Source organism: Pseudomonas sp. R25(2017) (genome assembly GCF_002112565.1).
In the GTDB taxonomy this organism is placed as follows: domain Bacteria; phylum Pseudomonadota; class Gammaproteobacteria; order Pseudomonadales; family Pseudomonadaceae; genus Aquipseudomonas; species Aquipseudomonas ekonensis.
This window is the reverse complement of sequence record NZ_NEHZ01000005.1, coordinates 220,631-240,101: the sequence shown is the minus strand read 5'-3', so window position 1 is coordinate 240,101 and position 19,471 is coordinate 220,631. Positions and strand designations below refer to the sequence as shown.

General features: G+C 67.1%; 20 protein-coding genes. 9 read left to right on the top strand and 11 right to left on the bottom strand.

Annotated elements, in window-relative coordinates; genetic code table 11:
- Positions 1 to 38 precede the first annotated feature (38 nt).
- The gene (locus CAG31_RS08690; RefSeq protein ID WP_085579907.1) at positions 39 to 1,472 is read left to right on the top strand and encodes an amidase; all 1,434 of its coding nucleotides are present in this window, start codon (positions 39 to 41) and stop codon (positions 1,470 to 1,472) included.
- A gap of 53 nt (positions 1,473 to 1,525) precedes the next feature.
- Here the strand turns inward: CAG31_RS08690 and CAG31_RS08685 are convergent, their stop codons facing one another.
- Positions 1,526 to 2,884, bottom strand: coding sequence for an MATE family efflux transporter (locus CAG31_RS08685; protein WP_085579905.1), 1,359 nt, complete (start codon positions 2,882 to 2,884; stop codon positions 1,526 to 1,528).
- A gap of 173 nt (positions 2,885 to 3,057) precedes the next feature.
- On the opposite strand from CAG31_RS08685, the gene CAG31_RS08680 reads away from it, so the two are divergent.
- Both CAG31_RS08680 and CAG31_RS08675 read left to right on the top strand, forming a co-directional pair.
- Entirely contained in the window at positions 3,058 to 3,618 is a 561-nt protein-coding gene (locus CAG31_RS08680) for a chorismate mutase (protein WP_085579903.1), read from the top strand.
- 135 nt (positions 3,619 to 3,753) lie between these two features.
- Positions 3,754 to 4,116: a hypothetical protein gene (locus tag CAG31_RS08675; RefSeq protein WP_085579901.1), complete on the top strand. Its 363-nt coding sequence runs from the start codon at positions 3,754 to 3,756 to the stop codon at positions 4,114 to 4,116.
- A gap of 69 nt (positions 4,117 to 4,185) precedes the next feature.
- Here CAG31_RS08675 and CAG31_RS08670 read toward each other — a convergent pair whose 3' ends face one another.
- The gene (locus CAG31_RS08670; RefSeq protein ID WP_085579899.1) at positions 4,186 to 4,521 is read right to left on the bottom strand and encodes a hypothetical protein; all 336 of its coding nucleotides are present in this window, start codon (positions 4,519 to 4,521) and stop codon (positions 4,186 to 4,188) included.
- A 174-nt stretch (positions 4,522 to 4,695) separates the two neighbouring features.
- On the opposite strand from CAG31_RS08670, the gene CAG31_RS08665 reads away from it, so the two are divergent.
- Entirely contained in the window at positions 4,696 to 6,372 is a 1,677-nt protein-coding gene (locus CAG31_RS08665) for a diguanylate cyclase (protein ID WP_085579897.1), read from the top strand.
- A 12-nt stretch (positions 6,373 to 6,384) separates the two neighbouring features.
- Here CAG31_RS08665 and CAG31_RS08660 read toward each other — a convergent pair whose 3' ends face one another.
- Together CAG31_RS08660 and CAG31_RS08655 are read right to left on the bottom strand one after the other, a co-directional pair.
- Positions 6,385 to 7,473 (bottom strand): polyamine ABC transporter substrate-binding protein, encoded by a 1,089-nt coding sequence (locus tag CAG31_RS08660; protein ID WP_085579895.1) that lies wholly within the window; start codon positions 7,471 to 7,473, stop codon positions 6,385 to 6,387.
- Positions 7,474 to 7,524: 51 nt separating this feature from the next.
- Positions 7,525 to 8,826 carry an FAD-binding oxidoreductase gene (locus tag CAG31_RS08655; protein ID WP_085579893.1) on the bottom strand — a complete coding sequence of 434 codons (1,302 nt, stop codon included), beginning with the start codon at positions 8,824 to 8,826 and terminating at the stop codon, positions 7,525 to 7,527.
- 160 nt (positions 8,827 to 8,986) lie between these two features.
- On the opposite strand from CAG31_RS08655, the gene CAG31_RS08650 reads away from it, so the two are divergent.
- On the top strand, positions 8,987 to 9,892 hold the full coding sequence (locus CAG31_RS08650) for a LysR substrate-binding domain-containing protein (protein ID WP_085579891.1): 906 nt from the start codon (positions 8,987 to 8,989) through the stop codon (positions 9,890 to 9,892).
- Position 9,893: 1 nt separating this feature from the next.
- Here the strand turns inward: CAG31_RS08650 and CAG31_RS08645 are convergent, their stop codons facing one another.
- Complete coding sequence (locus CAG31_RS08645; RefSeq protein WP_085579889.1) at positions 9,894 to 10,283, bottom strand: cytochrome c family protein; 390 nt, start codon at positions 10,281 to 10,283, stop codon at positions 9,894 to 9,896.
- A gap of 72 nt (positions 10,284 to 10,355) precedes the next feature.
- Positions 10,356 to 11,687: a PLP-dependent aminotransferase family protein gene (locus CAG31_RS08640; RefSeq protein ID WP_085579887.1), complete on the bottom strand. Its 1,332-nt coding sequence runs from the start codon at positions 11,685 to 11,687 to the stop codon at positions 10,356 to 10,358.
- A gap of 90 nt (positions 11,688 to 11,777) precedes the next feature.
- On the opposite strand from CAG31_RS08640, the gene CAG31_RS08635 reads away from it, so the two are divergent.
- Complete coding sequence (locus CAG31_RS08635) at positions 11,778 to 12,671, top strand: DMT family transporter (RefSeq protein ID WP_085579885.1); 894 nt, start codon at positions 11,778 to 11,780, stop codon at positions 12,669 to 12,671.
- A 3-nt stretch (positions 12,672 to 12,674) separates the two neighbouring features.
- Here the strand turns inward: CAG31_RS08635 and CAG31_RS08630 are convergent, their stop codons facing one another.
- Positions 12,675 to 13,496: an AraC family transcriptional regulator gene (locus CAG31_RS08630; protein WP_085579883.1), complete on the bottom strand. Its 822-nt coding sequence runs from the start codon at positions 13,494 to 13,496 to the stop codon at positions 12,675 to 12,677.
- Positions 13,497 to 13,629: 133 nt separating this feature from the next.
- Here CAG31_RS08630 and CAG31_RS08625 point away from each other — a divergent pair, with 133 nt between their 5' ends.
- Positions 13,630 to 14,142 carry a carboxymuconolactone decarboxylase family protein gene (locus CAG31_RS08625; RefSeq protein WP_085579881.1) on the top strand — a complete coding sequence of 171 codons (513 nt, stop codon included), beginning with the start codon at positions 13,630 to 13,632 and terminating at the stop codon, positions 14,140 to 14,142.
- A 413-nt stretch (positions 14,143 to 14,555) separates the two neighbouring features.
- Here CAG31_RS08625 and CAG31_RS08620 read toward each other — a convergent pair whose 3' ends face one another.
- Complete coding sequence (locus CAG31_RS08620; RefSeq protein WP_085579879.1) at positions 14,556 to 16,001, bottom strand: SulP family inorganic anion transporter; 1,446 nt, start codon at positions 15,999 to 16,001, stop codon at positions 14,556 to 14,558.
- Between the two features lie 138 nt (positions 16,002 to 16,139).
- Here CAG31_RS08620 and CAG31_RS08615 point away from each other — a divergent pair, with 138 nt between their 5' ends.
- On the top strand, positions 16,140 to 16,436 hold the full coding sequence (locus tag CAG31_RS08615) for a hypothetical protein (RefSeq protein ID WP_085579877.1): 297 nt from the start codon (positions 16,140 to 16,142) through the stop codon (positions 16,434 to 16,436).
- Between the two features lie 5 nt (positions 16,437 to 16,441).
- On the opposite strand, the gene CAG31_RS08610 is transcribed toward CAG31_RS08615, so the two are convergent.
- Positions 16,442 to 16,900 (bottom strand): GNAT family N-acetyltransferase, encoded by a 459-nt coding sequence (locus CAG31_RS08610; RefSeq protein WP_085579875.1) that lies wholly within the window; start codon positions 16,898 to 16,900, stop codon positions 16,442 to 16,444.
- A 124-nt stretch (positions 16,901 to 17,024) separates the two neighbouring features.
- Between CAG31_RS08610 and CAG31_RS08605 the strand changes: the two genes are divergently transcribed.
- The gene (locus CAG31_RS08605; protein ID WP_085579873.1) at positions 17,025 to 17,666 is read left to right on the top strand and encodes a TetR/AcrR family transcriptional regulator; all 642 of its coding nucleotides are present in this window, start codon (positions 17,025 to 17,027) and stop codon (positions 17,664 to 17,666) included.
- A 21-nt stretch (positions 17,667 to 17,687) separates the two neighbouring features.
- On the opposite strand, the gene CAG31_RS08600 is transcribed toward CAG31_RS08605, so the two are convergent.
- Together CAG31_RS08600 and CAG31_RS08595 are read right to left on the bottom strand one after the other, a co-directional pair.
- Complete coding sequence (locus tag CAG31_RS08600) at positions 17,688 to 18,707, bottom strand: lysozyme inhibitor LprI family protein (RefSeq protein ID WP_085579871.1); 1,020 nt, start codon at positions 18,705 to 18,707, stop codon at positions 17,688 to 17,690.
- Positions 18,708 to 18,887: 180 nt separating this feature from the next.
- On the bottom strand, positions 18,888 to 19,421 hold the full coding sequence (locus CAG31_RS08595; RefSeq protein WP_085579869.1) for a cysteine hydrolase family protein: 534 nt from the start codon (positions 19,419 to 19,421) through the stop codon (positions 18,888 to 18,890).
- Between the last annotated feature and the right edge of the window lie 50 nt (positions 19,422 to 19,471).

The following is a 19,471-nucleotide window of genomic DNA, read 5'->3' as shown; positions in this document are numbered from 1 at the left end:
GACTTAGGATCAAGCCTCCCCTTACTGGAGTGCCCCTGATGAAACTCGAAGAATACGCCGCCCACGACGGCATCGGCCTGGCGCGGTTGGTCGCCGCCGGCGACGTCACCCCCCAGACGTTGGCCGCATTGGCCAGCGAAGCCGTGCAACGGGTCAACCCGTCGCTCAATGCGGTGATCGAACACTGGGCGCCCACCGTGACGCCCGGCAGCGGCCCGTTGGCCGGCGTGCCGTTCCTGATCAAGGATCTGGCCATCACCGCCGCCGGCCGCCGCAATGAATTGGGCAGCCGCCTCGCCCAAGGGCTCGTGGCACCGAACGACTCCCACCTGATGCAACGCTTCAACGCCGCCGGCCTGCTCACGCTGGGCCGCACCACCACGCCGGAAATGGCGTTCAGCACCGAAACCGATTCCACCCTGCAAGGCCCGACGCGCAACCCGTGGGATGCGCAACGCTCCGCCGGCGGATCCAGCGGCGGCGCCGGGGCGGCCGTCGCCGCCGGCATCGTGCCCATCGCCCACGCCACCGATGCGGCGGGCTCGATCCGGGTGCCGGCGGCGTTCAACGGCCTGGTGGGGCTCAAACCGACCCGGGGCCGCAGTTCCCACGGCCCGGTGATGGACGAAGTATTCGCCGGCCTCGGCGTGCAGTTGGGCCTGTCGCGTTCGGTGCGTGACAGCGCGGCGTTGATGGACGTGGTGCAGGGCTGTGCGCCGGGCGACCCGTACCACACCGCCGCGCCGGCCGAGGGCTTTCTGGCCCAGGTCGGCCGCGACCCGGGCCGTTTGCGCATCGGCGTGCTCGACACGCCGTGGAACGGCGCCGCCGTCGACCCAGAGATCAAGGAGGCGCTGTCCGGCACCGCCCGCGAACTCGAAGCGCTCGGCCACCGGGTCGAGACCGTGCAAGCGCCGCTCGGCGTCTCGTGGGACGCCTTCGTCAACGCCAACGCGCACATCTGGTGCGCGAGCCTGGTGCGCTGGATCGACCACCTCGCCGGTGCCGCCAGCCGCCCCATCGACCGCAGCACCCTGGAGCCGGCCACCCTCGCCTGCTACGCCTTCGGCCAGCGATCGCGGGGCACGGACTTCGCGGCGGCGCTGGAGCTGCGCAACAGCATTGCCCGGCAGGTCGCCGCGTGGTTCGGGACGATCGATGTGCTGCTGACCCCGACCCTGCCGCAATTGCCGCAAGCCCTCGGCGCCTACAACCACGACGCCGAGCGGCTGGACGGCCGGCAATGGACGGCACGGGTGTTCGAGCATTCGCCGTTCACGCCGGTGTTCAATGTGGCAGGAACCCCGGCGGTTTCGTTGCCGTTGGGCATCTCCCGCAACGGCCTGCCGATCGGCCTGCAACTGGCCGCTCGCTTCGGCGCCGATGACGTGCTGCTGCGCCTGGCGGCGCAACTGGAACAGGCCCTGCCGTGGCAGGGTCGCCGTCCTGCGCTATGGGCCGGCAACGCCTGACCGGCAAGCGGCCATCCCTGAGGCGAGGAAGCTTGCTCCCTCGCCTCAGGGGATTACACCAGCCGTTCGATCTTCTGATGCTGCCAGACCATTCTGTAATACAGCGTCTGCAGCACCAGCATCCCCAGGTAAGCCAGCGGAAACGCCATCCACACGCCCTGGAGGCCGTAGTGCCCGTCCAGCCAGTAGGCGGCCGGCAATTGCACGCCGACCACACACAAGATCGCCACCCCCACCGGCACCAGCACCGTGCCGCTGGCGCGCATGATCCCGCCGATGATCGCCTGGAAGCCGAACACCAGCAGGCTCCACAGCATGATGTGCAGCAGGTGCTCGGCCATAGCCCGGGTCGCGTCCTCGGTCAGGAACAGCCCCAACAGCCAATGCGACGCCAGGTAGCCCAGCACGATCAGGCCGCCGGTCAGGCCCACGTTGATCCAGAGCCCCGTGCGCAGGATCGGTCCCAGCCGTTCGAGCCGGCCGGCGCCGATGGCCTGGGCGCCGAGGATCGACGCGGTGATGGCGATCGACAGCGCCGGGAACTGCACGTAGTTGACGATCTGCGTGACCGCGCCATAGGCCGCCGTCGCCTGGGAACCGTGCTGGTTCACCAGCGCCAGGATCACCAGCTCCGACAGCGACAGCACGATCATCTGCACCCCGGTCGGCAGGCCGATGCGCAACACCTTGCCCAGGATCGCCCCGTCCAGGCGCAGCGCCGCGAAGAACTCCCGGTCCGGCGCCAGCGGGTGCCCCTTGCGGATCAGCCGCCACGCCAGCCAGCCCATCGCCGCCAGGTTGCCCGCCAGCCCTGCGTACGCCGCGCTCTGGATGCCCATCTGCGGCAACCCCAGCCAGCCGCGGATCAAGGCCGGCGTCAGCGCCAGGCCGACGCCGGTCGAGACCATCAGCGCCAGCAGCGGCGACAGCGTGTCGCTCACCCCGCGCAGCAACTGGGTGAACAGCACGAACACCAGCATCGACGGCAAGATCCACATCATCACGTGGGCATAGGCCACCGCGTCGTCCAGCACATCCGCCGGCGTGCCCAGGCCCTGCAACGCCGGCCGCGCAAACACGCTGCCCAGCACCGCTGCCGCCAGACCGATCAGCACCCCCAACAGCAACGTTGCGCCGGAGATCGCCTTGACCATGTGCGCCTCCCGCGCGCCCCAGGCCTGGCCGATCAGCACGCCCGCCCCGGCACCCAGGCCGATGACCAGCGCAATGAAGAAAAAGATGATCGGGAACATTCCCGACACCGCCGCCAACGCCTGGGTGCCGAGCATCTGGCCGATGTAGATACTGTTGACCGTGCCGGACATCGATTGCAGGAAGTTCGACAGCACCATCGGCGCCAGGAACAGAAAGTAGGTTTGCCAGAGGGGGCGTTGGGCGGCAGGGTTTTGCATGGGGTAGAGATCCGTCTCGGCGGTCGGGGCTGATGACCGATAGCTTCAGCGAGTTGCCGCAAAGGCGCAATGAACATTTCGGGCCTCTGCCGCAAATGCTCCGGTGTGACCCATCGGTGGGTTCCGCCGCGCCGTTGTGGTAAACAACACGCCCCTTCATAGAGGTTGCCGACGTGCCCCACTCCCTGCGTTTGATGACGTGCGCATTGCTTGCGACGATCACCCTCACCGCCCAGGCTGCTCCATCTCCCGAGTCCTTGAAACCCTTGCTGGCGACCCTCAACGAACGCCTGAACATCGGCGACCTGGTGGCGCTGACCAAATGGGACAGCGGCAAGCCGATCCAGGACAGTGCCCGGGAAGCCCAGGTGATCGCCAACGCCCGGACCCTGGCCGCCGAGCAAAAGCTCGACCCGGAAGACGTCGCGCAATTGATCGCCGCCCAGATGGAAGCCAACAAACTGGTGCAGTACGGCCTCCTGTCACAGTGGCAGGCGGCCGGCGCCGCGCCGGACACGCCGCGCCCGGATCTGGGCAAGCAGATCAGGCCTCGCCTCGATGAACTGCAGACCCGGCTGCTGCAGCAATGGGCCGCCTTCGCGCCCTATCGCCAGGATCCGGACTGCACGGCGTGGCTGGCCGGGGCGCGTAAGGGGCTGGCTCAGGACGCCCTGCATGAACTGGCCCTGATCCGCGCCACGGGCGAGTTGTGCGTTCGCCCCGCGAGGCCTTGATCCGGATGGCTGACCTAGATTGCGGCCCTCATCGGCGGCATCGATAGTCACCATCAGCGCAATGAAGTTCTCTTAAAAAATCCCGGGCGTAACATCGGCTCCATACCCACCGACAACACCCTGGAGCACACGATCATGAAACGCCAAACCATCCTCGGCATCGCTTTCTCGGTACTTGCGCTGAACGCTTTTGCAGCCCCTTCCGCCCACACGATGATCGCCGAAGGCGGCTCGGACAAACTGATCGAAAGCCGTTTGGCCGAAGGCGGTTCGGACCGTCTGATGGAGCGTCGAGTGGCTGAAGGTGGTTCGGAGCGTCTGCTGGAACGTCGAGTGGCTGAAGGTGGTTCGGAGCGTCTGCTGGAACGCCGCGTCGCCGAAGGTGGTTCGGAGCGTCTGCTGGAGCGCCGCGTCGCCGAAGGTGGCTCGGATCGTCTGCTGGAGCGCCGCGTCGCCGAAGGTGGCTCGGATCGTCTGCTGGAGCGCCGCGTCGCCTAATCCCTACAACTGCATCACCCATAAAAAAACCGGCCTGATCAGCCGGTTTTTTTTTGCCTTCGCCGTCGCTTACTGCGCGGTTTTCAGCTTGATCACGTCGCCGGACACCTTGGTGGTGTAGCCGGTGAGGACCCAGGCCCAGAACCAGTTTTCCTGGACTTGGGTGTTGATCATGGCATCGCCGCCGCGGGCCTGGATCGCGGCGCTCTGGGCGCGGACGAAACGGCTGTTCTGACGGATCGGGATGCAGCCGAACAGCAGCATGCCGGTGGCGCTGGCTTCGCTGTGGCCAATCACGGTGTATTGGCTGCTGTCGTAATGCTGGGTGTTCATCGGGGTGCCGGTGCAACCTGCCAGAACCGCACCGAACAGTGCGGCGGCGACGACTTTGCTGAGGTACTTCACTGCGTGACTCCATAAGGTGAACGCCCGGGATCCATCTCTCGGGCGGCGCACACTTTACCGGACGCGATAGCTCATTGATATCAAACTTGGCGGTTTTCTCGTCCCGCACTCACTGGCAGCCCGAGCGCGAATGCGCCTACCATGGCGCCACTCCAATAAGAACAGACACCGCCCATGCTCAAAGCCAGTCTGCGAAGCCACCTGACTCTCTGGTTTGCCGGTCTTTCTCTCCTGACGCTGCTGAGCGTCGGTTTCTACATCGGCCACATCGCCACCGAACAAATGAAGCAGGCCAGCGGCAACGCCTTGCTGAGCAACGCGCACTCGGCGGCGGCGCTGCTGGGCCAGCAGTTGCGCGAACGGCAACTGGAGGTCTACTTGCTCAGCCGGGCGCCGCACCTGGAGCGCGGCGACCTGGACAATCCGGCCATCCTGACCTCGATGAAACTGCGCAGCGAAGCCCGCGCCGAATACGCGTGGATGGGCGTGGCCGACGCCGAAGGCCGGGTGCACCAGGCCGTCAACGGGCTGCTGGTGGGCCAGTCGGTGCAGCAGCGGCCGTGGTTCCAGGCCGGCCTGCGCGGTGAGTACACCGGCGACCCGCACGAGGCCGTGCTGCTGGCCAAACTGCTGCCGGGCCTGCCGAACGGCGAGCCGCTGCGCTTCATCGACTTCGCCGCGCCGATCCACAATGCCGAAGGCCGGGTGATCGGCGTGCTCGGCGCCCACGCCCACTGGAGCTGGGTGACGCGGATCGTCGATTCGGCGGTTTCGCACAAGGACGCCGCGCCGGACATCGAAGCGCTGATCATCGACCACGACGGCAAAGTGCTGTACCCCGAAGCGCTGGTCGGCCAGCAACTGGCGCCCACCGACCCCGCCTCGCCCGGCTGGATCGCCGCCAACGGTTACCTGACCGCCCAGGTCACGGTGCCGACCCCCGCCAGCACGGCGCTGTCCTGGTCGATCGCCGTGCGCCAGCCGCTGGACACCGCCCTGCAGCCGGCGCGTTCGCTGTTCTACAAACTGCTGTTGCTGGGCGGCATCGCCGCCGTCGGGTTCGCGCTGGTCGGCCACTACCTGGCGCTGTACCTGAGCCGTCCGATCGAACACCTGGCGCGCTCGGCCCGGCAGGTGCAGAACCACGAATCCGGCGTGCGCTTCGCACTGCAGCACCCGGTGCAGGAGATCGCCCAGCTCGGCCAGTCCATCGACGCCATGACCCGCTCCCTGCTCGGCAAGGAACGCGAACTGCAACAGGCCAACGCCTCGCTGGAAGCCACGGTCGCCCTGCGCACCGCCGCCCTCGTCCAGGCCAACGCCGAGCTGCTGACGCTGGCGACCCACGATGCCTTGACCGGCGTTCACAACCGTCGCCGCTTCGACGAGAAACTCACCGAATACAGCTTGCTGTTCCGCCGCACCGGCCGCCCGTTCGCCTTGCTGCTGATCGACGCCGACCACTTCAAGCGCACCAACGACACCCACGGCCACGCAGTGGGCGACGACGTGCTGCGGCAACTGGCGCAGCTCATCCAGGCCAACACCCGCGCCACCGACTTCGTGGCCCGCTACGGCGGCGAGGAATTCGCCGTGCTGCTGCCGGAGATCGCCAAGCCGGACACCCCGGACATCGTCGCCGAGAAAATCCGCGCCGCCGTCGCCGAGGCGCACTTTCCGGTGGTCGGCCAGATCACCGTGAGCATCGGCGTCGGCCTGGCGGACCCGGCCGACAACGCCCCCGCCGCGCTGGTCACCCGGGCCGACCGCCAGCTGTATCAGGCCAAGGCCGAAGGCCGGAACCGGGTGGTGTGCCAGGCGTCCTTCAGCGAGATGAACCGGCAAGGATGAAGGCCTGGACACTCAGGTGTTGGTTTTCAGCCGGGTCCACAGCCGCGTCGTCAACCGGGCGATCGCCGCCGGCAACTCTTCCACGGTGAACAGCTTGTCCATCACCTCCCTGGGCGGGTAGATCGCCAGGTCTTGCCTCACCGCCGACGTCACCAGAGCGTCTGCGGCGGCGTTGGGGTTGGCGTAGTGGATGCTGTTGCTGATGTTGGCGATCACTTTGGGCTCCAGCAGGTAGTTCATGTACGTGTAGCCGTTGCGGGCGTGCGGGGCGTTCTTGGGCATGACCACCATGTCGAACCACAGGGTCGAGCCCTCTTCGGGAATCGAGTACGCGATGTCGATGCCGTTTTTCGCATCCCGGGCGCTGGCGGCGGCCTGGACCACATCGCCGTTGAAGCCGATCACCGCGCAGACGTTGCCGTTGGCCAGGTCGCTGATGTACTTGGAGGCATGGAAGTACTGCACATACGGGCGGATCTTCAGCAACAGCCGCTCGGCCTGCTTGTAGTCCGCCGGTTCGTGGCTGTGGGGCGGCAGGCCCAGGTAGTTGAGGGTGACCGGCAAGACCTGGGTCGGGTTGTCGATGATCGCCACGCCGCATTGGCTCAGCTTCCGGATGTTGTCCTCGTCGAAGAACAGCTTCCATGAACGGGTCACGTCGGTGCTGCCGAAGATCGCCTTGATCTTCTCGACGTTGTAGCCGATGCCCGCCGTGCCCCACATGTACGGATAGCCGTACTGGTTGCCGGGGTCGTTGACCTCAAGCTTTTTCATCAGCACCGGGTCGAGGTTCTTCCAGTTCGGCAGCTGCGACTTGTCGAGTTTCTGGATCGCGCCGGCCTTGATCAGGCGCGACAGGAAATGGTTCGACGGGCTGACCACGTCGTACCCGGTGTTGCCGGTCATCAGCTTGGACTCCAGCACCTCGTTGCTGTCGTGGATGTCGTAGGTCGCCTTGATGCCGGTGAGCCGGGTGAAGTCGGGCAACGTGTCGTCGGCGATGTAGCCGTTCCAGTTGGAGATGTTGACGGTTTCATCGGCGAGGGCGGCGGACGAGCCGGCCGCCAGCAGGATCGCCAGGGAAAGTGCATGGACGCGCATGGTGGATCACCTGTGTCGTGGAGCGGTTGTTTTTGTTTGAGGTGCGCAACTTCAGATTTCTGTCCGGGCCCTGACCGCCTCCATGCGCATGCGCAGCCTTGCGCCGATGTCGAAGAACGGACGCGGCGGCAGCCAGCCGGGTTGCGCCCGCTGCATCACCGTGCGCAGCAGCGGCGAATCGACGCCCGACGCCAACTCCGCCAGCAACCGTCCCCACAGGGTGCCCCGCGCCACCCCCGAGCCGTTGCAACCGGCCACGGCGAACACGCCCTCCTGCACCCGCTCGAAATACGCCTGCCCGCTGCGGGTCGCACTCAGGTGACCGGTCCAGGTGTAACGGATGTCCTGCTCGCCGAGAAACGGGAAACGCCGCTGCAGCCCACGGACATGGTGGCGCCGGCGCTCGGCGAGCTCGCGGCCCGACAGATCCCGCGTGCGGTATTCGGCGGTGTTGCGGATCATTACCCGCCGGTCCGGCGTCAGCCGCACCGTGGCGCCCAGGGGGCGGGTCGAAAGCACGCCCCAGGGCTCGACCGCACCGATGGCCCGATACTCCTGGTCGGTGAGCGGCCGGGTGAGACTGGCGCTCAGTTCCATCGGGAACGTGGCGCTGTCGTCGATGCCCACCCGGGGCACGAAGGCGTTGAGGCACACCAGCACCCGAGCGGCTTCCACGCTGCCCCCGGGCCCGTTGGCGCGCAGACGGCCGTGGCCGAGTCGCTCAAGGCCCGTGATGTCGCTGCTCTCGAACACCGTGACGTTGTCCGGCACCGCATCGAGCAAACCCTTCACATACTTGGCCGGCTGCAGCAAGGCGTTGCCGTTGCCGCACCAGATCGCCGCCCGGTAGTGCGGCGTGCCGAGCCGTTGTTGCAGCGCTTGCCCTTGCAGCAGCTCCGCACGGGCACCCAGCGCCCGCAGCGTGGCCAGCTTGGCGTCCACCTGGCTGAGCTTGGCCGGGTCGCTGACCGCAAAAAAATAGCCGCTGTCGCGCCAGTCGCATTCGATGGCATGCCGGGCAATGCGCTGACGGACTTCTTCGTTGGCCGCCCGGGCAATCATCGTGTCGGTCTCGAACCCGGCGAAGCCCTGCGCACCGATCAGTTCGTCGCCGGCCGGGTGTTCATGGGCCACGACGAAACCCGAATTGCGCGCCGAAGCTCCTTGGGCCGCCCGCTGGCGGTCCACCACCGCGATGCGCGCCTGAGGGTGCAGTTCGGCGAGCGTCAGCGCCGCGCTGAGGCCGGTGATGCCGGCGCCGATCACCAGCCAGTCGGCCTTTTGCGCCCCCTCCAGGCGGCTGCGCTGCGGCGTATCCCCCGCTTGCGCAATCCAGCCACATACGTTTTCCATGCCTCACCTCGTTCGACGGTCGTTGCGCGCCTTGCCTCTTGCGGCCAGCCATGCGTGAGTCGCATGCCATCCGAAGCAAGCTCAGCCTGACGACTAGAATCTATAAGGTCTTCGCTGGCCGAACCAACGCTATAAAATCATCGAGGCATACCGAAAACGCATGGATAAGATCCGCCATGTTCCGTCGCTGCAAGCCATGCAGGCCTTGGTGGAAGTCGCCGCCTACGGCAGCTTCACCCGCGCCGCGCAGCGGCTGTGCCTGACCCAAAGCGCCGTCAGCCGGCAGATCCAGCAACTGGAAAGCCATTTCAACGTCGCCCTGTTCCTGCGCACCAGCCGCAGCCTGCTCCTGACCCCCGAAGGCGAGCAGGTGCTGGCCAGCGCCCACAGCATCCTCGACCAACTCAGCAGCCTTGCAGAGCGCCTGGCCCCGCAGCGGCGCCCGTTCAGGATCCGCATGCACGTGTCGCTGGCGGTGCGCTGGCTGCTGCCCCGGCTCAGCGACTTCTACCTGCGCCATCCCCTGGTGTCGCTGGCGATCGAGACCGTCGCCACCGAAGTCGTCGAACCGGCCAGCGACAGTGACGCCTACATCCTTTACCTGCCGACGGCGTCCAGCGACGCCGATTGCCTGACGTTGTTCGAGGAGGCGCTGGTGCCCGTTTGCGCACCGGATCTGCCGCACGCCCCACGGTCGGTCGAAGCACTGCCGGACTTTGCCCTGCTGCACCGCTCGGCGGACCGGCAAGCGTGGATCGAATGGCTGGCGATGAACGGCGGCAGGCCGCTGGAGGACTACCGGCACATACCGTTCAACCTGGATGAATTGGCGCTGGATGCGGCGGCGCGGGGCCTGGGGGTCGCGGTGACGGACATGACCCTGGCGGCCGAGTCCATCGAACGGGGCGTGCTGACGGTGCCGTTCGGCCAACCGCTCAAGACAGGCGGCACCTACACCTTGTGCCTGCAGCCTTCAGCGGCCGCGCATCCCGACTGCGCCGCGGTAAAGCAATGGTTCGCCGGGCAGGCGCAAACGGGATGGATCGGCAACGGCCCGGACGCATGAGTCATTCGGCCTGAAAGGTCTGGAGATACGCCAGCAGGTTGTCGATCTTCTCTTCGTCGCTGAGCCCCCAGAAGATCATCCGCGTGCCCGGCACCACGCCTTTCGGGTCCTTGAGGTACGCCGTCAGCGTCTCGCGGTCCCAGGTGATGCCCGAGCCTTTCATGGCCTCGGAATACACATAGTTAGCCGACGTCCCCGCCGCCCGGCCGATGATGCCGTTGAGCTGCGGGCCGAACCCGGGACGGGCGGATTCGCCCACCTGATGACAACCACCGCACAGGCGCGGGAAGAGCTTGCCGCCGGCCTCAGCGTCGCCGGCGGCGCGGGCCGGAAGGCTCAAAAGGGCTGTGTTGAGGATCAGGGCGAGGGTCAGCAGGGCAGCGTTTTTCATCGGGGTTCCAGACAGGCCAGGCGGGCGGCGCAAAGGGTAGCAGATTGCGTAAGCTTCAAGCCGCCGAGGACATTACAGATAAGCGCCCACCACCCGCCTGACCTTGATCAAGGCCTGGCGCAAAACGTCCATGCCCACCGACCCCAGGGCCAGCCGGATCGCGTGCGGCACATGGGCCGACACGGTGAACGGTTCCGCCGTGGTGACCGACACCTGCCCGCGCATCAGCTCGGCCACCACCTGATCGGCCCGGGCGTCTTCCGGCAGCGGCAGCCAGAGAAAATACGACGAAGGATGGCCCACCACCGGCAGCCCTTCGAGCACCTTCACCGCCAGCGCCTGACGGGCCCGGGCGTCTTGGCGCTTTTCCTCCTCCAGCCGCTCGACCGTGCCGTCATCCAGCCAGCCGCAGGCGATGGCGGTCATCACACCGGGGGTGTTCCAGGTGGTGGCGCGGATGATGCGCTCCAGCGCCGGCACCGTCGCCGGCGGTGCGACGATGTAGCCGACGCGCAGGCCGGTGGCGATGTTCTTGGACAGGCCTGAGACGTACACCGTGCGCTCCGGCGCCAGCACCGCCAGCGGGGGTGGCGGGCTGTCGGCCAGAAAGGCGTAGGCCGCGTCTTCGATGAGGGTCAGGTCATGCCGGCGGGCAATCGCCGCCAATTGCTCGCGCGGCCCCTGAGGCAGCACCCAACCCAACGGATTGTGCAAAGTCGGCATGCAGTACACGGCGCGCACCGGACGGCTGCGGCAGAGGGCATCCAACGCCGCCAGGTCCGGCCCCTGGGCGGTGACCGGGATCGCCACCACCTCCAGGTGCAGCGCCTCAGCCAGCACCTTGAAGCCGGAATAGGTCAAGGCATCGGCGGCGATGACATCGCCGGGCTTGAGCAATGCCATCAACGTCACCGCCAGCCCCTGCTGCGCGCCGTTGACGATCAGCACCTGGCCGGCCTCGACCGCCAATCCGCGGCTGCGCAGGTGACGGGCGACCGAGGCCCGTTCGTGCTGGCGTCCGGCGTGGGGCTGATAGCGCAGCAGCGCCTCCAGGTCGCCGGACAATGCCAGTTGCCGCAACGCGGTGCGCAACAGGTCGTCCTGACCGGGCAGCGACGGATAGTTGAAATTGAGATCGATCATGCCGACGGCGACGTCTTTCTGGTCGATGCCTTGCCCCGGCGACAGCGAGGTTTCGCGCACGAACGTGCCGCGCCCGGTCTCGCCGCTCACCAGCCCCATGGCCTCGAGTTCGGCGTACACCCGCGAGGCGGTGACCAGCGCCAGCCCTTCGCGGGCGGCCAGTTGTCGGTGGGTGGGCAGGCGGGTGCCGGGCGCCAGACGCCCCGCGCGGATGTCAGCCGCGTAGAGGTCGACCAGGGACTTGTAGCGGGAACGGGGCATGCGGGCGTATCCATGACAATTCTTTGATTGTCTTGATTCTCAGCCATAGGATTCGCCCCAGGCAACCCCCAACCTTGAGTGCGACCCTGTATGGAACGAACGTCGAACCTGCCCCACCCCGCCCTGGAGAAGACCAGCGGCTGGATCAACGGATTCATTGGCGTGGTGATCTTCAGCGGCTCACTGCCGGCCACCCGGCTGGCGGTGCTGGAATTCGACCCGGTGTTCCTCACCGTGGCCCGCGCCACGCTCGCCGGCCTGCTCGGGCTGTGCCTGCTGTGGCTGTTCCGCGAGCGGCGCCCGGCGCGCGACCAGTGGTGGCCACTGGTGATCGTGGCGCTGGGCGTGGTGCTCGGGTTTCCGCTGCTCACGGCGCTCGCCCTGCAATACGTGACGTCGGCCCATTCGATCGTGTTTGTCGGCTTGCTGCCGCTGGCCACGGCGGTGTTCGGCGTGCTGCGCGGCGGCGAGCGGCCGCGCCCGGTGTTCTGGATCTTCTCGTTGCTGGGCAGTGCGCTGGTGGTCGGTTTCGCGCTGGCACAGGGATTGAGCGCCTCGCCCACCGGCGACCTGCTGATGCTGGCGGCCATCCTGGCCTGCGGGTTGGGTTACGCCGAAGGCGCGAAACTGTCGCGCACCCTCGGCGGTTGGCAAGTGATCTGTTGGGCGCTGGTGCTGGCGCTGCCGGCGATGGCGGGCTTGAGCCTGTGGCGGATGCCTGCCTCGTTCTCCGGCATCAGCGTCACGGCCTGGACGTGCCTGGCCTACGTGTCGTTGTTCAGCATGTTGATCGGTTTTGTGTTCTGGTATCGCGGGCTGGCCCAGGGCGGGATCGCCGCCGTCGGGCAACTGCAGCTGCTGCAGCCGTTCTTCGGCCTGGCGCTGGCCGCGACGCTGGTGCATGAACAGGTCAGCCTGGGCATGCTGGCCGTGACGCTGGGGGTGATCCTGTGCGTGGCCGGGGCGAAGAAGTTCGCCCGCTAGCCCTCAGCGGGCGTCGGCCTTCCATTGCCTCGGGCTTAGCCCGGTCTTGCGCCGGAACGCCCGGGCCAGCGCCGACGGGCTCTCGTAGCCGACCTCTTCGGCGATCAGCGCAATCGGCCGGCCCTCGCGCAGACGCTTCTGCGCCAGGCTGATCCGCCAGCTCAAGAGATAGTCCAGCGGCGTCTGCCCGACCACCCGGCGAAAGTGCTCGGCGAACCCGGCGCGGGACTGGTTGGCGGCCGCCGCCAGCTCGGCCACGCTCCAGGCCCGGGCGGGCTCGTCGTGCATCAGCCCCAACGCCCGCGACAGCCTCGGATCGGCCAGCCCGGCCATCATGCCCGGCTGCTGGTCGCGCCGGCTGATGAGGTGGCGCAGCAGCAGGATCACCAGCAGCTCGAACAACCGGTCCATCACCGCTTCGCGCCCGCAATGCCCGTCGAAGGCCTCCTTGAACAGCCACGCCAGCGTGCTGCCCAGCTCCGGGATGTCGGTGAGCTTCAGCACCAAGTAGTCAGGCAAGGCCGACGCCAGCGCGTTGCCTGAACCGCCGTCGAACGTCAGCGAGGCGCACACCAGTTGCGTGCCCATCGATTCGTCGGCGAACAGTCGGTGGGCCAAGGGCCGGGGGAAGAAAATCAGGGTTGGTTCGTTGAGCGTCAGCTCAGGGTCGTTGCCGGGCTTGAGCAGCACCTCGCCGGCCTGCAGCAGGTGCACATGGCCGCACGCCTGTTCGCCGCCGTAGGCGCTGACGCCGCAGAACGCGCCGCTGTGGAACGTGCCGGCATTGACGCCGAAGTGGGTGAGCAAGGTGGAGAGGCGATCCATGACGGCATCCTCGGCGATGGGTTTGGACGATCTGCCGCATATCCTCGACGATTTGCACCCAAAGCACCAGCCGCGCTCCCTAACATGAGCTCCATCCCCGGTGCACTCCGCACCGGACATTCGGAGATTCATCATGAGCCGCATCACCCCGATCAGCCTCGACACCGCCGCCGACGCCACCCGCACCGTGCTGGAAGGCGTGCAGAAGAAAATCGGCTTCCTGCCCAATGTGTTCACGACCCTGGCCAAGGCGCCCGTGGCACTGGACACCTACCTGCAAGCCTCCGCCATCCTGGGCAAGACCTCGCTCAGCGCCAAGGAGAAAGAAGCGGTGTACCTGGCCACCTCGCAGGTCAACGGCTGCGACTACTGCCTGAGCGCCCATACGCTGTTCGCCAGCAAGGCCGGGCTGTCGGCCGAGGACATCGCCCAGGCGCGCCACGGCCGGCTGAACGCCTTCGCCGCCCTCGCCCGCCAACTGACCGAGACCCGCGGCCAGTTGAGCGACGAACAGATCGCCGCCGCCCGCGCCGCCGGCATCGACGACAAGCAGATCATCGAAACGGTCGCACTCGTCGCCGTGCAGACCCTGACCAACTACCTCAACAACGTGGCGCTGACCGACATCGACTTCCCCGCCATCTGAAACCTGCCGGCTCCCACAGGGTTCAGCGGTGTCCGCACAAATGACCGGCCACCATCGATCCTGTGGGAGCCAGCTTGCTGGCGATAGCGGTCTGTCAGCTAAAGATGTTGGCTGTGCCGGCCCCATCGCTTGCAGGCAATCCCACAGGTATCCCGGGTGTTAGCAGGATCCAGGCACACCACAAAGCCCTGTGGGAGCTGGCTTGCCAGCGATAGCGGTCTATCAGCCACCCAAGATATTGCCTGTGCCGGCCCCATCGCTGGCAAGTCGAGTCGTCGCACCGCAGCTCCCACAGGGTTCAGCGGCATCCTCAGAAATGACAGGCCAACATCGATCCTGTGGGAGCCAGCCTGCTGGCGATAGCGGCCTGCAAGCGACCCAAGATGCCGGCAGTGACACCCTCTCCCACCTGCTCAAGCGTGCTCCACCCCGGCGCGCTTGAGCAGTTTCTTGCAGCGCTCGGACAGGTGGAACACCTGCAACTGCTTGCCGGCCTTGGCGTACCGCTCGCGCAGGGTCTTCAGCGCGGCGATGGCCGAGTAGTCGACAAAGCTCAGGTGGCGGCAATCCAGGGTCACCCGCGCCGGATCGCCGGCCGGGTCGAACTGGTTGAGGAACGGCGTGGTCGAGGCAAAGAACAGCGTGCCGTGCAGCCGGTAGAGCTTGCTGCCGTCGGCCTCCAGATGCGCATCGGCGTACAGTTCGCGGGCCTGCTGCCAGGCGAAGTTGAGCGCGGCGATGACGATGCCGCACATCACCGCGGTGGCCAGGTCCGTGAACACGGTGATGACCGTCACCGCCATGATCACCAGCACATCGTTGAGCGGCACCTTGTTCACCACCCGCAAGGAGGCCCAGGCAAACGTCTGCTGCGACACCACGAACATCACCCCCACCAGCGCCGCCAGCGGAATGCGCTCGATCATCGGTGACAGGAACAGGATGAACAGCAGGATCGCCACCCCGGCCACCACGCCGGATACCCGCCCGCGCCCGCCGGAACTGAGGTTGATCACGGTCTGGCCGATCATGGCGCAGCCGCCCATGCCGCCGAACGCACCCGACACCATGTTCGCCGCCCCCAGCGCCACGCATTCGCGATCCGGGTAGCCACGGGTCTCGGTGATTTCGTCGGTGAGGTTCAGGGTCAGCAGGGTTTCCAGCAGGCCGACCAGCGCCATCAGCACCGCGTACGGCGCGATGATGCGCAGGGTCTCCAGGTTCCACGGGATGTCCGGCAGCGCCAGGGCCGGCAGGCCGCCGGCGATGTGCGCCATGTCGCCGAGGGTACGGGTCGGCAGGTCCAGCAGGTACACCAGTGCGCCCACGCCGAGGATCGCCACCAGTGCCGGCGGCACCGAGCGGGTCAGGCGCGGCAGGAGGTAGACGATGGCCATCGTCAGCCCCACAAGCCCAGCCATCAGGTACAGCGGCGCGCCGCTGAGCCAGTGTTCGCCGTCCTTGAAATGCTCCAACTGCGCCAACGCGATGATGATCGCCAGGCCGTTGACGAAGCCGAGCATCACCGGGTGCGGCACCATCCGCACCAGCTTGCCCAGGCGCAGCAACCCGAACGCCATCATCACCAGACCGCCGAGCAGCACGGTGGCCAGCAGGTACTGCACGCCGTGCTGCACCACCAGCGCGACGATCACCACCGCCATCGAGCCGGCCGCCCCGGACACCATGCCCGGCCGGCCGCCGAACAGCGCGGTCAGCGTGCAGATGATGAACGCGCCGTACAGGCCCATCAGCGGATTGAGGTGGGCCACCAGCGCAAACGCGATGCATTCGGGCAACAGGGCGAACGAGGTGGTGAGTCCGGCCAGGACATCGGCGCGCAGACGTTTCGGTTTCATGGCTTACCTGATACGGGGTCGACGGAAAAACAGGGCTGTGGATGTTACGCAAGTGCCCGCAGGCAAACCAGCGGACGCTGACAACCGCCGTCGGGCGCTCTAAGCTGGCGCGCCTGTTCCGTCGACCGAGAGCCCGTCATGCCCACCCCGTTGAACGCCCGGGAAGTCTGCCAGCGCCTGCGCGATGCCGCGCTGGGCGTGTGTCCGTTGCGGCGCACCGCTGAGCCGTGCGGATCGGCGCGGGTCACGGTCGATATCGACGGCTGGCGGTTGGCGCTCGACCTCGACGGGCCGCGCCTGCTGCATTGCCTCGAATGCCGCAGCCCCGGTGGCCGGGCCTGGCGGCTCGACACCTCGCAACGCTTCGGCACCGACCCGGTCAGCCTGCTGAGCACCTGGGAGCTGGCGCAGATCGAGCGGCTGCTGGCCGAGTGACCGGCTCAGCCCTTGCGCAGATCGAGGGTGTAGGTGAAGTACCCGGTGTCGCGCACCCAGCCCAGCGACTCGTACAGGCCTTGGGCGGTGAAGTTGTCGGTGGCGGTTTCCAGCACCAGGCCCTTGGCCCCGCTCTGCACGGCAAAGTCCCGCGCCGTGTTCATCAGCAGCCTTCCTGCCCCACGGCCACGGGCGGCCGGAGTGGTGAACAGGTCGCTGAGCAGCCAGGTGCGATGGGCGTCGATGGATGAGAACGACGGGTACAGCTGCACAAAGCCCAGCGCCTGGCCGTCGGCGTCCTGCGCGATGAAGATCGCCGATTCGCCGGCGGCCAGGCGCTCGGCGATGAACGTCCGCGACTGCGCCAGATCGGACGGCTGGCCGTAGAAGCCGCGGTAGGCGTCGAACAGCGCGGCCACCGCATCGAGGTGAGAGGCATCGGCGCGCAAGGTGCGAAGGGTCATGTGGTTTTTTCCGGGATCGATTGGATCGGCACAGCATAGCGTTGTCTGCCGAGTCTGCTGGCTTCATCGCTATATAGTTTTGTATATTGCGAACCCGAAACCGCCAGACTCCGCCGTGCCTTCCATGAGCAGCATCCGTCAACGCAACGAGCAACTGATCCTCGCCGCCGCCAGCGAGGAATTCGCCGCCAAGGGTTTCGACGCCACCCAGACCCGCGACATCGCCGCCCGTGCCGGCGTGCCCAAGGCCAACCTGTATTACTACTTCCAGACCAAGGAAAACCTCTACGCCAAGGTGCTGCTGGGTTTCGTCGAACCGCTGCTGGACGCCTCGGCGGCGCTGCGCGAGAGCGACGACCCGCTGATCGGCCTGCGGGCGTACGTGGCGGCGCGGATCCGCATCGCCCGCGAGCACCCGGCCATCGCCCGGGTGTTCAGCGGCGAACTGCTGCTCGGCGGCCCGCAGTTGCCGCCCGAGTGCCGCGACCTGCTGCACGCCGAAGCGAGGCGCAACGTCGAGTGCCTGCGCAGTTGGATCGACCGCGGCCTGCTGGCCCCGGTGGATCCCGAGCACCTGATGCTGTTCATCTGGTCGGCGACCCGCACCTACACCAACATCGGCTGGCAGATGGGGTGCATCACCGGGCGCGAAGTGCCGCAGGACGAGGACTACGCCGCGGCGGCGGACACCGTCACGCGGCTGGTGCTGGGCGGCGTGGTGCGGGAGCCGGCAGCCCCTGTGCACCGGTTGATGTTCGCGACCTGAGGTGGCGGCGACAGGCTTGCGTTACGGCATGCGCTCCAGCGGCAGGGTTCTGCCGCCCTGCATGCGCTCGTACCAGGCGTGCACGGCAGCGGGCAGGCGATCCTTCCAGTCGGGGACGTTGGTGTAGTAGCGGGCGCGGGACTCGCCCTGGGCATCGGGCACCAGCAGCGCGATCCAGAAGCGGTTGCCGGCGGCGCTCATCACGATGGCGGCGTTGAAGTTGCCCAAACCGCGCACCCACAGTTCATCGACCTCGCTGCCCGGCACGTCGGCGGACGGATCGCCGATCGTCATCGTCCCCGCGCTTTGCACCAGTGCCGGGTAGTCGCCCTTGAGCAGCGTGCGCAGTGTGTCGTCTTCCTGTTGCGTGCGCACCAGGCTCAGCGCCAGCAGATCGTAGTCCAGCTTCAAGGGCGTTGGCGAAGCGACATAACGCCCGGCATAGAACACTCCCATTCCTGCCCCGCAGTCAGCGTCGTCACCCTGTTGCGCGACGTTCAGCACGCCGTTGATCGCCGTGAAGCTCAACGCGCACTCGCCCTCGGCGTAGTCCGCCCCCGAGGCGCGGCGTGTGGCGGTTCCCTCCAGGCTGCCTTCGTTGGCGCCGGCGGTGGCCTCCACGGCGAAGGACACGTGCGAATCGTCCCGTAGGGACGTGTTCAGCTCTGCACCCGAGGCCACGCCTTCGGGAATCCGCTGCCACATCGCGTTCCAGCTGAACGGCTTTGCGGCGTATTCAAGTTCGGTGAGGCGCATGAGGTACAGGCGGCGCAGGCAACCCAACGTTTCGCCGCAGACGTCGCGGTTCTTCAGCCACGCCCGCTGATCCGCCTTGAGCGCCTTCGGGTCGGCGACCTTCGCCAGCGTGGTGCGCCACACCGCGCTCAGCTTCTCATCGAGGGCGGAGGTGTACGGATCGTCGCAAAGGGTTTTCTCGACCGGGCCGGACGCCTTGGCGCAGTCGAAACCGGCGGCGTGGGACATCGGGGCGATTACGAGGCTGGCCAGCAGCCAGGCATGACGGGCATTGAACGCGGGCATCGACAGATTCCATTCCTGAGGCGCCGGCAGTATGCCGGGAGCGACCGGTCGATGCCCGGAGTTTTCACCGCCTGCAGGAGCGAGCCTGCTCGCCAAAGCGTCATCCCCCTCAATGTCCGAGGCGAACGACACGACGCCTCGCGAGCAGGCTCGCGCCTACAGGGAAGGCTGCTCGGCGGGTCAGAAGGTGATCTGAGCCGCCGGCGTGACGTCGATCCGCGCCACCGAGCTGCTCAGATGAGCCAGATCCTTGTTGTGCTCGGCGATGATGTCTTCGGCGCTCATGCTGCCGTTGTCCACGGTGGAGTGGGCGTCGGCCGCCAGCACCACGTCATAGCCCAGTTGATGCGCCTGGCGCACGGTGGCGTTGACGCAGTAATCGGTCTGCAGGCCGCCGATCACCAACCGGTCGAAGTCTTCCTTGGGGATCAGCTTCTGCAGCGTAGTCTGGCAGAACGAGTCCGGGGCGGTCTTGCGCACGTACAGGTCGCCCGGCGCGGTCTCCAGGCCGTCCGCCAGTTGCCAGCCGTCGCTGCCGTGGGCCAGCAGGTCGCCCTCTTCTTCGTGCTGGATGAACACCACCGGCACGCCGGCCTGGCGGGCGCGTGCGCTGAGGCGGTTGAGGGTGTCGATGACGCGGGGGATGTCGTAGCACGCGTATTGGCCCGAGCACAGGGCGCGTTGGACGTCGATGATCAACAATGCGGTGGACATGGCAGGCCTTCCTTGATCGATCCGTGAGACAGGGGCGGACAAACGCCCGC

Excerpts from the sequence above, each read along its gene's own strand:
- CAG31_RS08625 (WP_085579881.1), top strand. The coding sequence starts at position 13,630 with ATGAGCCGCATCACCCCGATCAGCCTCGACACCGCCGCCGACGCCACC.
- CAG31_RS08600 (WP_085579871.1), bottom strand. The coding sequence starts at position 18,707 with ATGCCCGCGTTCAATGCCCGTCATGCCTGGCTGCTGGCCAGCCTCGTA.
- CAG31_RS08635 (WP_085579885.1), top strand. The coding sequence starts at position 11,778 with ATGGAACGAACGTCGAACCTGCCCCACCCCGCCCTGGAGAAGACCAGC.
- CAG31_RS08650 (WP_085579891.1), top strand. The coding sequence starts at position 8,987 with ATGGATAAGATCCGCCATGTTCCGTCGCTGCAAGCCATGCAGGCCTTG.
- CAG31_RS08620 (WP_085579879.1), bottom strand. The coding sequence starts at position 16,001 with ATGAAACCGAAACGTCTGCGCGCCGATGTCCTGGCCGGACTCACCACC.
- CAG31_RS08665 (WP_085579897.1), top strand. The coding sequence starts at position 4,696 with ATGCTCAAAGCCAGTCTGCGAAGCCACCTGACTCTCTGGTTTGCCGGT.
- CAG31_RS08615 (WP_085579877.1), top strand. The coding sequence starts at position 16,140 with ATGCCCACCCCGTTGAACGCCCGGGAAGTCTGCCAGCGCCTGCGCGAT.
- CAG31_RS08640 (WP_085579887.1), bottom strand. The coding sequence starts at position 11,687 with ATGCCCCGTTCCCGCTACAAGTCCCTGGTCGACCTCTACGCGGCTGAC.
- CAG31_RS08660 (WP_085579895.1), bottom strand. The coding sequence starts at position 7,473 with ATGCGCGTCCATGCACTTTCCCTGGCGATCCTGCTGGCGGCCGGCTCG.
- CAG31_RS08685 (WP_085579905.1), bottom strand. The coding sequence starts at position 2,884 with ATGCAAAACCCTGCCGCCCAACGCCCCCTCTGGCAAACCTACTTTCTG.
- CAG31_RS08690 (WP_085579907.1), top strand. The coding sequence starts at position 39 with ATGAAACTCGAAGAATACGCCGCCCACGACGGCATCGGCCTGGCGCGG.
- CAG31_RS08675 (WP_085579901.1), top strand. The coding sequence starts at position 3,754 with ATGAAACGCCAAACCATCCTCGGCATCGCTTTCTCGGTACTTGCGCTG.
- CAG31_RS08645 (WP_085579889.1), bottom strand. The coding sequence starts at position 10,283 with ATGAAAAACGCTGCCCTGCTGACCCTCGCCCTGATCCTCAACACAGCC.
- CAG31_RS08610 (WP_085579875.1), bottom strand. The coding sequence starts at position 16,900 with ATGACCCTTCGCACCTTGCGCGCCGATGCCTCTCACCTCGATGCGGTG.
- CAG31_RS08595 (WP_085579869.1), bottom strand. The coding sequence starts at position 19,421 with ATGTCCACCGCATTGTTGATCATCGACGTCCAACGCGCCCTGTGCTCG.
- CAG31_RS08630 (WP_085579883.1), bottom strand. The coding sequence starts at position 13,496 with ATGGATCGCCTCTCCACCTTGCTCACCCACTTCGGCGTCAATGCCGGC.
- CAG31_RS08605 (WP_085579873.1), top strand. The coding sequence starts at position 17,025 with ATGAGCAGCATCCGTCAACGCAACGAGCAACTGATCCTCGCCGCCGCC.
- CAG31_RS08655 (WP_085579893.1), bottom strand. The coding sequence starts at position 8,826 with ATGGAAAACGTATGTGGCTGGATTGCGCAAGCGGGGGATACGCCGCAG.